General features: G+C 68.8%; 12 protein-coding genes and 1 riboswitch. Of the genes, 5 read left to right on the top strand and 7 right to left on the bottom strand.

From position 1 onward, the window contains the following. Positions 1-9: 9 nt before the first annotated feature. Complete coding sequence (gene cydB, locus ACIQZO_RS37820; protein ID WP_403635580.1) at positions 10-1011, bottom strand: cytochrome d ubiquinol oxidase subunit II; 1002 nt, start codon at positions 1009-1011, stop codon at positions 10-12. 18 nt (positions 1012-1029) lie between these two features. Then, a complete protein-coding gene (locus ACIQZO_RS37815; protein ID WP_403635578.1) occupies positions 1030-2535 on the bottom strand; it encodes a cytochrome ubiquinol oxidase subunit I in 1506 nt (501 codons plus the stop codon). Positions 2536-2726: 191 nt separating this feature from the next. Between ACIQZO_RS37815 and ACIQZO_RS37810 the strand changes: the two genes are divergently transcribed. Further along, entirely contained in the window at positions 2727-3095 is a 369-nt protein-coding gene (locus tag ACIQZO_RS37810) for a cyclophilin-like fold protein (RefSeq protein ID WP_403635577.1), read from the top strand. A 145-nt stretch (positions 3096-3240) separates the two neighbouring features. Here the strand turns inward: ACIQZO_RS37810 and hisC are convergent, their stop codons facing one another. Next, a complete protein-coding gene (gene hisC / locus ACIQZO_RS37805) occupies positions 3241-4323 on the bottom strand; it encodes a histidinol-phosphate transaminase (RefSeq protein ID WP_403635575.1) in 1083 nt (360 codons plus the stop codon). A 361-nt stretch (positions 4324-4684) separates the two neighbouring features. On the opposite strand from hisC, the gene ACIQZO_RS37800 reads away from it, so the two are divergent. The 3 genes from ACIQZO_RS37800 to ACIQZO_RS37790 all read left to right on the top strand — a co-directional run bounded on the left by ACIQZO_RS37800 (position 4685) and on the right by ACIQZO_RS37790 (position 8355). After that, positions 4685-5800 (top strand): LacI family DNA-binding transcriptional regulator, encoded by a 1116-nt coding sequence (locus tag ACIQZO_RS37800; protein ID WP_403635573.1) that lies wholly within the window; start codon positions 4685-4687, stop codon positions 5798-5800. A gap of 304 nt (positions 5801-6104) precedes the next feature. Then, complete coding sequence (locus tag ACIQZO_RS37795; RefSeq protein ID WP_403635571.1) at positions 6105-7388, top strand: metallophosphoesterase; 1284 nt, start codon at positions 6105-6107, stop codon at positions 7386-7388. 148 nt (positions 7389-7536) lie between these two features. Then, on the top strand, positions 7537-8355 hold the full coding sequence (locus ACIQZO_RS37790) for a hypothetical protein (RefSeq protein WP_403635570.1): 819 nt from the start codon (positions 7537-7539) through the stop codon (positions 8353-8355). Positions 8356-8524: 169 nt separating this feature from the next. On the opposite strand, the gene thiC is transcribed toward ACIQZO_RS37790, so the two are convergent. Then, positions 8525-10312: a phosphomethylpyrimidine synthase ThiC gene (thiC, locus tag ACIQZO_RS37785; RefSeq protein ID WP_403635568.1), complete on the bottom strand. Its 1788-nt coding sequence runs from the start codon at positions 10310-10312 to the stop codon at positions 8525-8527. Next, positions 10307-10452, bottom strand: a riboswitch (TPP riboswitch). It overlaps the preceding gene by 6 nt. 69 nt (positions 10453-10521) lie before the next feature. On the opposite strand from thiC, the gene ACIQZO_RS37780 reads away from it, so the two are divergent. Next, entirely contained in the window at positions 10522-12087 is a 1566-nt protein-coding gene (locus ACIQZO_RS37780) for a YibE/F family protein (protein ID WP_403635631.1), read from the top strand. A gap of 27 nt (positions 12088-12114) precedes the next feature. On the opposite strand, the gene ACIQZO_RS37775 is transcribed toward ACIQZO_RS37780, so the two are convergent. From ACIQZO_RS37775 to ACIQZO_RS37765, 3 genes are all read right to left on the bottom strand, one after another. Continuing rightward, the gene (locus tag ACIQZO_RS37775) at positions 12115-12564 is read right to left on the bottom strand and encodes an SsgA family sporulation/cell division regulator (protein WP_403635566.1); all 450 of its coding nucleotides are present in this window, start codon (positions 12562-12564) and stop codon (positions 12115-12117) included. A 97-nt stretch (positions 12565-12661) separates the two neighbouring features. Then, entirely contained in the window at positions 12662-13408 is a 747-nt protein-coding gene (locus ACIQZO_RS37770; protein ID WP_403635565.1) for an IclR family transcriptional regulator, read from the bottom strand. A gap of 295 nt (positions 13409-13703) precedes the next feature. After that, positions 13704-13934, bottom strand: a complete 231-nt coding sequence (locus tag ACIQZO_RS37765) for a DUF5326 family protein (protein WP_403635564.1) — start codon at positions 13932-13934, stop codon at positions 13704-13706. Positions 13935-14111: the final 177 nt, after the last annotated feature.

Genomic DNA, 14111 nt, shown 5'->3' with positions numbered 1-14111 from the left:
CGCGGGGACTCAGTGCACGTCGACGATGTGCTGCGTCCCGATCCGCTTGCGGAACACCCAGTACGTCCAGCCCTGGTACAGCAGGACGAGCGGGGTGGCCACGGCCGCGCACCAGGTCATGATCTTCAGGGTGTACGGGCTGGAGGAGGCGTTGGTGACGGTGAGGTTCCAGGCATCGTTCAGCGAGGACGGCATCACGTTCGGGAAGAGCGTGAGGAAGAGCATCGCGACGGTCGCCGCGATGGTGACCCCGGAGAGTGCGAACGACCAGCCCTCGCGGCCGACCAGGTTGAAGCCGAGCGCCGCGACCAGCGCCAGTACCGCGACGGCCATCGCGATCAGGCTCGCGCCGTCGCCGCGGGAGACCTGGGTCCAGATCAGGAAGACCAGGGCCAGTACCGCGGTGACGACACCCAGCCCGGTCGCCAGCTTCCGCGAGCGGTCCCGGATGTCACCGACGGTCTTCAGCGAGGTGAAGACCGCGCCGTGGAAGGTGAACAGCGTGAGGGTGACCAGTCCGCCGAGGATCGAGTAGACGTTCAGCAGGTCGAAGAAGCTGCCGACGTACTCCATGTCCTCGTCGATCTTGACGCCGCGCACGATGTTGGCGAAGGCCACGCCCCAGAGGAACGCGGGGATCAGCGAGGTCCAGAAGATCGCGTGTTCCCAGTTGGTCTGCCACCGGTCCTCGGGGCGCTTGTGCCGGTACTCGAAGGCGACACCACGGATGATGAGGCAGATCAGGATGATCAGCAGCGGCAGGTAGAAGCCGGAGAAGAGGGTGGCGTACCAGTCGGGGAAGGCGGCGAAGGTGGCCCCGCCCGCGGTGAGCAGCCAGACCTCGTTGCCGTCCCACACGGGCCCGATCGTGTTGATCAGGACCCGCTTCTCCGTTCGGTCGCGGGCGAGCAGCTTGGTGAGTACGCCGACTCCGAAGTCGAAGCCCTCCAGGAAGAAGTAGCCGGTCCACAGGACGGCGATGAGTACGAACCAGACATCGTGGAGTTGCATGGGGTGCGCTCCTCGGCCTCAGTACGAGAAGGCCATCGGCCGGTCGGGGTTCTTGTCGTCCCCACCGATCTTGGTGGGCGGGTTGAGATCTGCCTCGGTGAGTTCGGGCGGTCCGGCCTTGACGTACTTGACCAGGAGCTTGACCTCGATCACGGCCAGCACGGCGTACAGCAGCGTGAAGCCGATCATCGAGGTGAGCACCTCGCCCTGGGAGACGTTCGGCGAGACCGCGTCCCTGGTGCGCAGGACCCCGTAGACCACCCAGGGCTGGCGGCCCATCTCGGTGAAGATCCAGCCCCAGGAGTTGGCTATGAGCGGGAAGCCCATCGTCCAGAGCGCGACGATCCAGTACAGGTTGGCGAACTTCGGGCTCAGCGGCTTCTTGAAGAGCACCAGGTTCGGGACCTCGTACTCCCCGGTGCGCAGCTGCGCCGGCAGCAGGAACCGCTTGCGGGTCAGCCACAGGCCCAGTGCTCCGATGCCCACGGAGGCCATGCCGAAGCCGATCATCCAGCGGAAGCCCCAGTAGGCGACCGCGATGTTGGGCCGGTAGTCGCCGGGTCCGTACTTCTCCTGCTCGGCCTTGTTCACGTCGTTGATGCCCGGGACGAAGGAGGTGAAGTCGTCGTTGGCCAGGAACGAGAGCAGGCCGGGGATCTCTATCGCCACCTTGTTGTGGCCCTTGTCGACGTCTCCGTAGGCGAAGACGGAGAACGGTGCGGGGGCCTCGCCGTCCCACAGCGCTTCCGCGGCGGCCATCTTCATGGGCTGCTGCTTGTACATCACCTTGCCGAGCAGGTCACCGCTGATCGCCGTGCCCATACCGGCGATGATCATGACGATCAGGCCGAGTCGCAGCGAGCTCCGCATCACGGGGACGTGCTTCTTGCGGGCCAGGTGGTAGGCGGAGATTCCCGCCATGAACGCGCCGCCGACCAGGAACGCGGCCGTGATGGTGTGGAAGAACTGGGTGAGCGCGGTGTTCTGGGTCAGCACGAGCCAGAAGTCGGTGAGCTCGGCCCGGCCCCGCTCCTCGTTGATGCGGTACCCGACCGGATGCTGCATCCAGGAATTGGCCGCCAGGATGAAATAGGCGGACAGGATGGTGCCGATCGACACCATCCATATGCAGGCGAGGTGGATCTTCTTCGGCAGCTTGTCCCAGCCGAAGATCCACAGGCCGATGAAGGTCGACTCGAAGAAGAAGGCGATCAGCGCTTCGAAGGCCAGGGGGGCTCCGAAGATGTCGCCGACGAATCGCGAGTAGTCGGACCAGTTCATGCCGAACTGGAACTCCTGGACGATGCCGGTGACGACACCCATCGCGATATTGATCAAGAAAAGCTTGCCCCAGAACTTCGTGGCCCTGAGGTACTTCTCCTTCTCGGTGCGCACCCATGCGGTCTGCAGGCCGGCCGTGAGCGCGGCGAGCGAGATCGTCAAGGGCACGAAGAGGAAGTGATAGACGGTGGTAATGCCGAACTGCCATCGCGCCAGAGTCTCCGGCGCCAAAGCTAGATCCACGTCCTCGTCTCCTTCGCGTCGCCATGATCACAGCGGCAGTCTGCCTGGTGTGTCCCCCTCAATACGGGAGCAAGTGGGACACGCTTGTGAACGCGTTCACATTCACAAGCATTATGTCGCACCACTCTCGGCCACCTTCGGGCGGGGTACCCCTCTAGCCAATCCATTCAACAGATTGTTGAATGCGGCTCATGCAGATACGCATCTCATGGCCTGCGGGCCAGCTCACCGCAACCCTCGACGAAACCCCGACCAGCAAGGCGCTGGCCGAGGCCCTTCCGATCTCCGCCTCCGCCAGCACGTGGGGCGAGGAGGTCTATTTCGACACCGGCGTCTCCGTCGCCCTGGAGGGCGACGCCCGGCAGGTCGTCGATCCCGGCACGATCGCGTTCTGGACCGAGGGCGACGCTCTCGCGCTGCCCTACGGCCCCACGCCGATCTCGCGCGGAGGCGAGAGCCGCCTCGCGAGCCCGTGCAACGTGCTCGGCTCGTTCGACGGCGACCCCCGCCTGCTGTCCACCGTCCGCGACGGCGATCCCATCCGCGTGGAACTCGTCTGAGCCACGCGAAACGGTCCGGCCGGCAGGACATCTCCGGCGGACGCGGCGGCTCCGAAGCCGCCTGCTCCCGGAACTCCGGGCACTCCCGCAGATCCCATGACTCCCGAGGCTCCCGGAACCGCCAGGACCACTGGAGCCGATGGAGCTACTGAATTTCCTTGAGGAACGCCTCGGCCGTGTGCAGGAAGAGGTCGTTCGCCTCGGTCTCACCGATCGTGACCCGCAGGCCCTCGCCCGCGAAGGGCCGGACCACCACACCGGCCTTCTCGCAGACCGCCGCGAACTCGGCGGTCCGCTCCCCCAGCCGCATCCACACGAAATTCGCCTGCGTGTCCGGCACGGTCCAGCCCTGGGCGACCAGCGTCTCGTGGACCCGCGTGCGCTCGCTCACCAGCGCCCCGACACGGCCCATCAGCTCGTCCTCGGCGCGCAGCGAAGCCACCGCCGCGTCCTGCGCGAGCTGGCTGACGCCGAAGGGCATCGCCGTCTTGCGCAGGGCCGCCGCCACCGGCTCGTGGGCCACCGCGAAGCCGACCCGCAGGCCGGCGAGCCCGTACGCCTTGGAGAACGTACGCAGCACGGCGACGTTCGGGCGGTCGCGGTACAGCTCGATGCCGTCCGGTACGTCCGTGTCGCGCACGAACTCGCGATAGGCCTCGTCCAGGACCACCAGGATGTCCGAGGGCACCTGGTCCAGGAAGCGCTCCAGCTCGGCGCGGCGCACGGCCGTGCCGGTGGGGTTGTTCGGGTTGCAGACGAAGATCAGCCGGGTCCGGTCGGTGATCGCGGCCGCCATCGCGTCCAGGTCGTGCACGTCCCCATCCGTCAGCGGGACCTGCACCGACGTCGCGCCGGCGATCTGCGTGAGGATCGGGTACGCCTCGAAGGAGCGCCAGGCGTAGATCACCTCGTCGCCCGGGCCGGCCGTCGACTGGATCAGCGACTGGGCCACACCGACCGAGCCGGTGCCCGTGGCGATGTGCTCGACCGGCACGCCGAAGCGCTCGGCGAGCTCGTTCACGAGGCCGGTGCATGCCATGTCCGGGTACCGGTTGAAGTTCCCGGCGGCCGCGACCGCGGTCTCCAGCACGCCCGCCAGTGGCGGGTACGGGTTCTCGTTCGAGGACAGCTTGTACGCGACAGGCCCTCCGGCGGCAGCCGGCTTCCCGGGCTTGTATGTCGGAATGCCGTCCAGCTCGGCGCGCAGCTTCGGGCTCTTCTCGCTCACCGCAGGTCCTCCTCGACCGTCCCGTACGACGTCGCCGTCGACTCAATACTGCTCACCTTATGAGGATTCCGCCGTTCCGAGAATGGGGGCGCCTGGAATGCGGGGGAGCGCGCGCATATATGCACGCGCCGGTGGCCTGCGCCGTGGCGCGCGTCCCTCGTGCAGGTGAGTTGCGACCGGCCCGAGATCCCATCGTTTTGGCATGCCCGGACCCGACGACAAGCCTCACACTCACTCTGGGCGACCAAATGCCTTCATTTCCAAGGTCATTGGGGGTGGCGAACCATGCAGAAACGTGCCTGTCAACGCGTGCATATGCACCCGGACCACCCTCCCCACCGAGCCCTACTATCGGCTCGCCATGACAGCAGCAGGGAAGCATCAGGTGAGCCGGACCGAGACCACCCGGCGGGCCGCCGGCCGACAGGGCCGGGCCGGCATCAGGGACGTGGCCGCCGCGGCGGGCGTCTCCATCACAACCGTCTCCGACGCGCTCAATGGCAAGGGACGGCTGCCCGACGCCACCCGCCGCCACGTTCGCGAGGTGGCCGACCGTCTGGGCTACCGCCCGTCGGCCGCCGCCCGCACCCTCCGTACCGGCAAGTCCGGCCTCATCGGCCTGACCGTGACGACGTACGGGGATGAACCTTTCACCTTCACCGAATTCGCCTACTTCGCCGAGATGGCCAGGGCCGCCACCTCCGCCGCGCTCGCCCGCGGCTACGCCCTGGTCATCCTCCCCGCCACCTCCCGCCACGACGTGTGGTCCAACGTCGCCCTCGACGGCACCGTCGTCATCGACCCCTCCGACCACGATCCCGTCGTCACCGAACTGGTCCGCCAAGGCCTGCCGGTCGTCTCCGACGGCCGCCCCGCAGGCTCCCTCCCCGTCACCGCCTGGGTCGACAACGACCACGAGGCCGCCGTACTGGGCCTCCTCGACCACCTCGCCGCCGCCGGCGCCCGCCGGATCGGGCTGCTGACCGGGACGACCACCGACACCTACACCCGTCTCTCCACCACCGCCTACCTGAGCTGGTGCGAGCGCGTCGGCCAGGACCCCGTCTACGAGTCCTACCCCGCCCACGACCCGTGCGCCGGCGCCGTGGCCGCCGACCGGCTCCTCGCCCGCCCCGACCGGCCCGACGCGGTCTACGGGCTCTTCGACCCCAACGGCACCGACCTGCTCGCCGCCGCCCGGCGCTATGGCCTGCGCGTCCCCGAGGACCTGCTGCTCGTGTGTTGCAGCGAGTCCACCGTCTACGCCAACACCGAACCGCCCATCACCACCCTGTCCCTCAAACCCCGCCGCATCGGCACCGCCGTCGTGCAGCTGCTCATCGACGCGATCGAGGGAGCGAACACCGGGCGCCCCGTCGAACAGGTCGTCCCGACCGAGCTCATCATCCGTACCTCGTCGCAGCGCAGGCAGCCCCGCACGACCGTCAGCCCTCCCCGTTCGCCGGCACAGGACTGACCGACAGACCGTCCGGTCGGCCTGTCGAAGGGCTGACCGAGGACAGTCCGAGCACCGCCCGAACACCGACCAAGGACCGGCCGAGGATTTCAGCAACACCGATATCGGTAGAAACCGGTAGGAACGATCGGCTCCGCACAGGATTCACCACCCCTGGTGCGTCACAGAGCGCGAGCCGCATTCCTATGATGGGCGCACGACATCACGGACCCTCCTCCCCGGAGGTCAGGAGGGTCCGCAGGTGTACGGCAGCGCGACGGTGGTGGAGGGGTCGATGACTCAGGGGGCCGGTCAGGGACCCGCGATGCGGACGGACACGCTGCGGGACTTCCGGGTTCCAGTCACCGAGCCCGCCCTGTACGCCGTAGCAACAGGGCTGCCCGGCGAACAACCCGTCTACGGCGAGTACCCCGCGTACTACGAGGACGGCGCCGCGCCGAGCGTGCCCGCGCAGCCGGGCTACCCGCCGCAGCCGTCCGCGCAGCCTGCGCCCGCGCACCTGTCGGTCGCGGCGCACCCGCCCGTCGCGCCGCAGCAGCCGGCCGCGCCGCACGCCCCGTACCCCGACACGCGTGTCCACGTACGCCCCGACGTCGAACCCGCGCACGCGATGAGCCAGGGCCCCGACGAGGAGGACCCGGAGGGTTACACCCCGACCTACCGGGACCTGCCCGTCATCGGACGCGGCGCGCTCGGCGGCCCCGGCGACACCGTCCAGGTCCAGTACGTGCCCCAGGAACAGGACCACGACCAGGCCGCAGGTCCCGGCCCGCTCTACGTCGTCGGCGACGTCCACGGCTACCTCGACGAGCTCGTCAGCGAACTCCACGCCCAGGGACTGATCGACGCCGAGCGCCGCTGGTCCGCCGGCAACGCCCGGCTCTGGTTCCTCGGCGACTTCACCGACCGCGGCCCCGACGGCATCGGCGTCATCGACCTCGTCATGCGACTGTCCGCCGAGGCCGCCGCCGCCGGCGGCTACTGCAAGGCCCTGATGGGCAACCACGAGTTGCTGCTCATCGGCGCCAAGCGGTTCGGCGACACCCCCGTCGTCTCCGGCGCCGGTACCGCCACCTTCCAGGCCGCCTGGCTCCTCAACGGCGGCCAGCGCACCGACATGGAGCGCCTGCAGGATGTCCACCTCCAGTGGATGTCGCGCCTGGACGCGGCCGTCCTGGAGGAGGGCCACCTGCTGCTGCACTCCGACACCACGGCCTACCTCGACTACGGCGACTCGATCGAGGACGTCAACGACACGATTCACGAACTCCTCAACCGCGGCGACGCCGACATCACCTGGGACCTCTTCCGGAAGTTCACCAAGCGGTTCGCCTTCCGCGACGAGGGCACCGGCCCGGCGGCCGTCCGCGAACTCCTCGACACCTACGGCGGCAGCCGCGTCGTCCACGGGCACAGCCCCATCCCCTACCTGCTCGGCGAGGTGGGCACGGAGGACGGCGACGAGTCGCGCGGCCCCGAGGCCGTGGACGGCCCGCACGTGTACGCGGAAGGGCTCGCCATCGCCATGGACGGCGGCGTGACGATGGCAGGCAAACTGCTCGTCGTACAACTCCCCCTGAGCGACTGAGAGCTTACGCAGAGGGGTATTTCCGGAAAGCCCCTGTCACGCCGTGGCGTGGGCCCTCTACCATCGCCCTATCCGTAGCAGGCTCTCCTCCGTTTGTGCCGGCGCCCGGGTCTACGCGGGCATACCGGCTTCTACGGAGCATCGGGGGATGCACATGACCAGCGCTCCGCACCTGCTGACCGAAGACCGGCCGGAGTTCGATCGGCTCGTCGACGAGGCGCTGCGCGCCGCCCACGAGCGGCCCGAGCTCGCCACGCTCGGCGAACGGCTGAACGCCGAACAGCTGCGCACCATGGCCCAGGGCGCCAGCGCCCTGCTGGCGGCCGCGGCCGCCGCCGAGTACGGCCACTACGTGAAGGTCCGCGAGGAACGGCGCGACGAGGTACTGACCGTGCCCGGTTCGGCGGGGGACGAGGACGACGGACAGAGCAGCGGGGGCGGCGCGGGCGTCAGCGCCGTGGTCGCGGTCCTCGCGCCCGTGCTCGCGGGCACCGCCATGCTGATCTTCCTGCTCGTCGGCTACATCCTGAAGATGATCGAGCCCGAACCGGCCTTCGCCGAAACCATGCTGACGGCGGGTTGGCTCTTCGGCGGGCTCACCGCGGCCGCCCTGCTCTTCGCCGTGATCGGGCTGCTGGTGACGGCGGTACGCAACAGCGCGACCGAGGTGGTCGCGAACGAGACCGAGGCGATACCCGACGAGGTCGCGCGGGCCCGCGAGGCCTGGCGGCACGCCCTGCTGGAGCGCGGCATCGTGCCGTTCCTGCGGGACGCGCTGGCCGATCCGAGTGCGGGGCCGGGCTTTCCCACCCCCCGCACCCCGGCGGCGGGCCGGATCCCCAACCTGGGGTACAGCCGGCCCGACTTCACGAGCCCCGGCTCACCGTCGGAGACCCCCCGGCCCGGCTACAGCCCGCCGGACTTCACGAGCCCGGACTTCGGCGGCCCGGAACACGACCCGAAATAGCACCAGGTACGAGCGTCAGGCGTACGGGCCGAGCCCCGACCAGGCCCAGGCCCGGGCCCGGGCCCGGGCCCGCACACGATCGCTACGGTGCGCCGGCTGTGCGCGGCGCACGGGACGGACCCGCGGCTCCCCCCATGGGTCGCGGGTCCGTCCTGTGCCGTTGCCGCGGTCAGTCGGCGAGCGGCAGGTAGACGCGGCTGCCCGAGGCCGCGAACTCGGCGGACTTCTCCGCCATGCCCGCCTGGATCTCGTCGGCCTTCAGGTCACCACCGTGCTCGCGGCGGATGTCCTGCGAGATCTTCATCGAGCAGAACTTGGGACCGCACATGGAGCAGAAGTGCGCGGTCTTGGCCGGCTCGGCCGGGAGGGTCTCGTCGTGGAACTCGCGGGCCGTGTCCGGGTCGAGGGCCAGGTTGAACTGGTCCTCCCAGCGGAACTCGAACCGCGCGTCCGACAGTGCGTCGTCCCACTCCTGGGCGCCCGGGTGGCCCTTGGCCAGGTCCGCCGCGTGCGCCGCGATCTTGTACGTGATGACGCCGGTCTTCACGTCGTCGCGGTTGGGCAGGCCCAGGTGCTCCTTGGGCGTGACGTAGCAGAGCATCGCGGTGCCCCACCAGGCGATCATCGCGGCGCCGATGCCCGAGGTGATGTGGTCGTACGCGGGCGCGACGTCCGTGGTCAGCGGGCCGAGCGTGTAGAACGGCGCCTCCTCGCAGATCTCCTGCTGGAGGTCGATGTTCTCCTTGATCTTGTGCATCGGGACGTGGCCCGGGCCCTCGATCATCGTCTGGACGTTGTGGCGCTTGGCGATCGTGTTCAGCTCGCCCAGCGTCTTCAGCTCGGCGAACTGGGCCGCGTCGTTGGCGTCCGCGATCGAGCCGGGGCGCAGGCCGTCGCCGAGGGAGTACGTGACGTCGTACGTCGCGAGGATCTCGCAGAGCTCCTCGAAGTTCGTGTAGAGGAAGTTCTCCTTGTGGTGCGCGAGGCACCACGCGGCCATGATCGAGCCACCGCGCGAGACGATGCCCGTCTTGCGGCGGGCGGTCAGCGGCACGTACGGGAGCAGCACGCCGGCGTGGACCGTCATGTAGTCGACGCCCTGCTCGGCCTGCTCGATGACCGTGTCCTTGTAGATCTCCCAGGTCAGTTCCTCAGCGCGGCCGTCGACCTTCTCCAGCGCCTGGTAGAGCGGCACGGTGCCGATCGGGACGGGGGAGTTGCGCAGCACCCACTCGCGGGTGGTGTGAATGTTGCGGCCGGTCGAGAGGTCCATGACCGTGTCGGCGCCCCACTTGGTGGCCCAGGTCATCTTGTCGACCTCCTCCTCGATGGAGGAGGTGACCGCGGAGTTCCCGATGTTGGCGTTGACCTTCACCAGGAAGCGCTTGCCGATGATCATCGGCTCGATCTCGGGGTGGTTCACATTCGCCGGAACCACGGCGCGACCTGCGGCGATCTCCTCGCGGACGACCTCGGGGGAGACGTTCTCGCGGATCGCGACGTACTCCATCTCCGGGGTGATCTCACCGCGGCGGGCGTACGCGAGCTGCGTGACGGCGGCGCCGCCCCGGCCGCGGCGGGGCTGCCGGGGGCGGCCCGGGAAGACCGCGTCGAGGTTCTTGAGGCCGCCGCGGGGCGAGGTGTGCTTGATGCCGTCGTCCTCGGGGCGCGCGGGACGGCCCGCGTACTCCTCGGTGTCACCGCGGCCGATGATCCAGTTCTCGCGCAGCGGCGCGAGGCCGCGGCGGACGTCGGTCTCGATCTGCGGGTCGGTGTACGGGCCGGACGTGTCGTAGAGCGTCACGTCCTTGCCGTTGGTGAGGTGGACCTGGCGGACCGGCACCCGAAGGTCGGGCCGGGAGCCCGCCAGGTATCCCTTGTGCCAGCCGGGCTGGCGCTCGGTCCGGCCGTCGGCGTCCTGGCTGACGGCAGGCGTGCGTGCGTCCTGAATGGTCATGAGACCTGATCTCCCTACGCCGGCATTACCCGGTAACAGGTTCGGCGGTCGACGCAGCCTCTTCCCGTACGCATCCGTGATGCTCGTACGGTGATCAGCGTCCTCTCAGCCCGGTGCTCCGAGCTCCCGCGTTGTGCAAAGGTGCCCCCACGCTAGCGTCATCCATGGCGTGCTGAACAGTGGGCCCCCTCATCTCTTGCGATGATCTGCTGGTGACGCCCTCGCCGCAGCCCCCCACCGAGCCCACAGCGACCCATGGCCACAACGGCCACGAACACGGGAGCCCAGGGCACTCCGCCGGGCATTCTCCAGGGCAGTCCGACGGGCATGCCGACCTACATGTCGACCTGCCCTCGCCGGCGCAGTCCGAGCGACTCTCCGACGGTCATTCCGGAGGGCACACGGGCGGACCCGGGGGCGGTCATTCCGGCGGGAACTCCTCGGGCCACTCCCACGGTCACAGCCACAGCCACGGCCCGGCGGCCCCCGTCTCGAAGCACCTGCGCAAGGTCATCGCCGCCGTACTGATCCCCTTCGCGGCCGCCGTGTTCATCGGCATGGCGGTGCTCTGGCCGGGCGGTGCCCCCGCCCACGAGCGCAGCGGGGTGGGCTTCGACCGGCAGACCCAGCAGGGCGTGGTGACCTCGCTCGAACAGGTCGACTGCAAGTCCGTGAACGCCGCCCAGGTACCGACGACCGCGGCTCCCTCCACCCCCGGGGGCCGCCAGGCGCAGGCCGAGCAGACCGGTGAGTGCAAGAAGGCCACCGTCGAGGTCGCCAGCGGCCCGGAGAAGGGCCGCACCTTCGTGGAGATCGTCCAGCCGGGCGCGCCACGGCAGTTGGAGGACGGCCAGGAGGTCGTGGTGGCGTACGCCCCGGACGCCCCGCGCGACCTCCAGTACTCGGTGATCGACGTGAACCGCAAACTCCCGATGGCCCTGCTGGCCGGCATCTTCGCGGTCGCGGTCGTCGTGGTCGGGCGGATGCGGGGACTGTTCGCGCTGATCGCGCTGGTGGTCAGCTTCGGCGTACTGACCCTCTTCATCCTCCCGGCCATCCTGCAGGGTTCGAACCCGCTGGTCGTGGCGGTGATCGGGGCCAGCGCCATCATGCTGATCGCGCTCTACATGTGCCACGGACTGACCGCCCGCACCTCCGTGGCCGTCCTCGGCACGCTCGTCTCGCTACTGCTCATCGGGCTGCTGGGCTCGGGGTTCATCGACTGGGCGTTCCTCAGCGGCAACACCGATGACAACACCGGGCTGATCCACGGGCTGTACCCGGACATCGACATGAGCGGTCTGCTGCTCGCAGGCGTGATCATCGGATCGCTGGGCGTGCTCGACGACGTGACGGTCACCCAGACCTCGGCGGTGTGGGAACTGCGGCAGGCGGACCCGTCGATGGGGCCGCGCGCCCTCTACCGGGCGGCCATCCGGATCGGCCGCGACCACATCGCCTCGGTGGTCAACACCCTGGTGCTGGCCTACGCCGGTGCCGCGCTGCCCCTGCTCCTGCTGTTCTCGATCGCCAACAGCAGCATGGGGTCCGTGGCCAACAGCGAGCTGGTGGCGGAGGAGATCGTACGGACCCTCGTGGGCTCGATCGGTCTGGTGGCCTCGGTCCCCGTGACAACGGCGCTGGCCGCGCTGGTGGTTTCTGCCGACCGACCGGGATCCCCGGCCAGCGTCCCGACCGGCGTCCCGACCGGCGTCCCGACCGGCGTCCCGACCGCGGGGCCGGTCCGCGGCCGGGGCCGGCGGCGCAAGCGCTGAACGGTGCGTATGCGATAGGTGGGCAGGTCAGCCGGCGTTCTGCTCGTTCTGCTGCGACTCGGCGAGGATCTTGACGAGGGCTTCGTCGAGGTTCTCCTCGAAGTCGCCCAGATTGCGCTCCTGTCCGAGCGGGACGATCCGGTCGGTGCGGTCGAGGAACGCGACGAGCGGCGCCGCGCTGGCCCGGAACAGGGCCCGGTCGCCGCCGACCTGGAGCCGGATGTGGACGTCGGACAGATCTTCGGGGTGGGTGGGGGCGATGTGCACATCGCCGTCACCGCATGGCTTGTTGATGCCGTCGAGGAGAAGTTCCCGACCGAACGCCCAGGTCACGGGCGCGTCTCCGGGAAGGTGGAAGGTCAGGCGGACTGCGTAGGGGTCGCGTGCGTCGTACCGGAGTTCCACCGGAATCCGGAACGAGAGCTCCTCGGAAACGAGGAAGCTCATCATGACCTCTGCCTGTACCGACTCGCGCATTGACTACCCCGCTGTAGTTGAAGTGGCCAGGAATGATCCCCCAGGACCCACTTGACAAGAGTGGTGTAACCGGTAGCAGATCACAAGGAGTGAGTTTTCAGATACTGATAGAGAACGAGAGGGTACTCAACAGCGCGCCTACTTCACTCCGTAGCCGATCGACTACATAGAGCAATCGCTCTTCTTGATGAAGGGGTAGAGAAATAGCCATCGTCGCGGCCGCATCGCCGGCCGTAATGGGGATGGCAGCGCAGATGATGCCGAGGGCATATTCCTGACGTTCGATCACCGGCTGCATTCGCCCGAGGGCCCCGATCCGGTTTTCCAGGGACCGCAGATCCCGGACCGTATAAGGGGTGATGGCCTCGACCGGATGGCGGTCGTAGTAGTCCTTGCGGGTCTTCTCGTCGAGCTGCCCGAGCAGGCACTGCCCGATGGCGTGCGCATGAGCGGTCTCGCGGAAGTCGGCCCACTCCTCGCAGGCCGGGCTGGCCGGGGTGTCCGAGACACCCACGACCTCGATCTCACCCTCGCGGTAGATCGCGAAGTAGACGGGGGCCCCGACCGCGTCGCGGAAGTGCGCGAGGGAGTCAAGGATCATGCTGCGACGTTTCTGCTGGAGTCCCGCACCGGCGAGCCGACCCGCGGCCTCGCCCAGAACGAAGACTCCTCCCGCCCTGCGCAGATAGCCCTCGTGCGTGAGGGTGCGCAGCAGGTGGTACGCGGTGGGAAGCGGGAGCCCGGCCTCGCGCGCCAGTTGTTTCGCGGGGGCTCCCCCGCTATGGGACCCCGCCGCTTCGAGCAGCCTCAGCGCGCGCTGCACCGAACCGATCAGAGTCGGCACACCGGCATTGTGAACCGGAGACAAAGCTCACCCCCAGGCGTGGCGGCGGGCCTTTGGGGAGGCCCGCCCTGCGGGGGCCGCCCCCGCGCGTGCCGTGGCTCCTGGGGGTCGTACTCGGCGGCTCTCTTGCATCGCCGCAGGTCAGGGCGGCAGGTCGGAGCGGCGGTACCGGCTTTCGGTGCCCAGGGAACGGCACAGATTGCCACTCTATCCACCGATTCCGGGGATGTGGGCGGTTTAGCGAGTCACGTTCCCTCACCTGGCTCAATCCCGGAACCGACCGGCCCGCTCCCGTCTACCACTCGCCGGAGGAGGAGGACTTCGAACCGCCGCCGCTGAACTTCTTCACGACGAAGACCAGGCCGCCGACGAGGCCGACGAAGAGGAGCAGCTTGAAGAGGATCCCGATCAGCGCGCCCAGGATGCTGGTGATCACACCGCCGAAGACGAAGAGCGCCAGCAGCGGAACCGCGACCCACTTAACCCACCAGGGCATACCCGCGAATATCTGTCGGATGCCGTCCATGTCCTCGACCTCTTCCTCGTCCGTGACTTCCTGTTCTCGATGCTAGGAGTTCGCAGCCCCCGATCGTGGCCCGCGAGCCCCCGGCCTCGTTGTTTCACGGCGACGTCCGGTTGGTCTTGCGTCCGTGATGTCGCGTTGATTCCTGTCCGGGGACGGTTCCGGTCAGGGGTGCGCGTC

The sequence above is a fragment of the Streptomyces sp. NPDC097617 genome, from assembly GCF_044761485.1.
In the GTDB taxonomy this organism is placed as follows: domain Bacteria; phylum Actinomycetota; class Actinomycetes; order Streptomycetales; family Streptomycetaceae; genus Streptomyces.
This window is presented reverse-complemented; position numbering and strand designations above follow the sequence as displayed.

Coding starts and splice junctions, on each gene's coding strand:
- ACIQZO_RS37765 (WP_403635564.1), bottom strand. CDS start 13,934: ATGGACGGCATCCGACAGATATTCGCGGGTATGCCCTGGTGGGTTAAG.
- thiC (WP_403635568.1), bottom strand. CDS start 10,312: ATGACCATTCAGGACGCACGCACGCCTGCCGTCAGCCAGGACGCCGAC.
- ACIQZO_RS37790 (WP_403635570.1), top strand. CDS start 7,537: ATGCACATGACCAGCGCTCCGCACCTGCTGACCGAAGACCGGCCGGAG.
- cydB (WP_403635580.1), bottom strand. CDS start 1,011: ATGCAACTCCACGATGTCTGGTTCGTACTCATCGCCGTCCTGTGGACC.
- ACIQZO_RS37800 (WP_403635573.1), top strand. CDS start 4,685: ATGACAGCAGCAGGGAAGCATCAGGTGAGCCGGACCGAGACCACCCGG.
- ACIQZO_RS37810 (WP_403635577.1), top strand. CDS start 2,727: ATGCAGATACGCATCTCATGGCCTGCGGGCCAGCTCACCGCAACCCTC.
- ACIQZO_RS37795 (WP_403635571.1), top strand. CDS start 6,105: ATGCGGACGGACACGCTGCGGGACTTCCGGGTTCCAGTCACCGAGCCC.
- ACIQZO_RS37775 (WP_403635566.1), bottom strand. CDS start 12,564: ATGCGCGAGTCGGTACAGGCAGAGGTCATGATGAGCTTCCTCGTTTCC.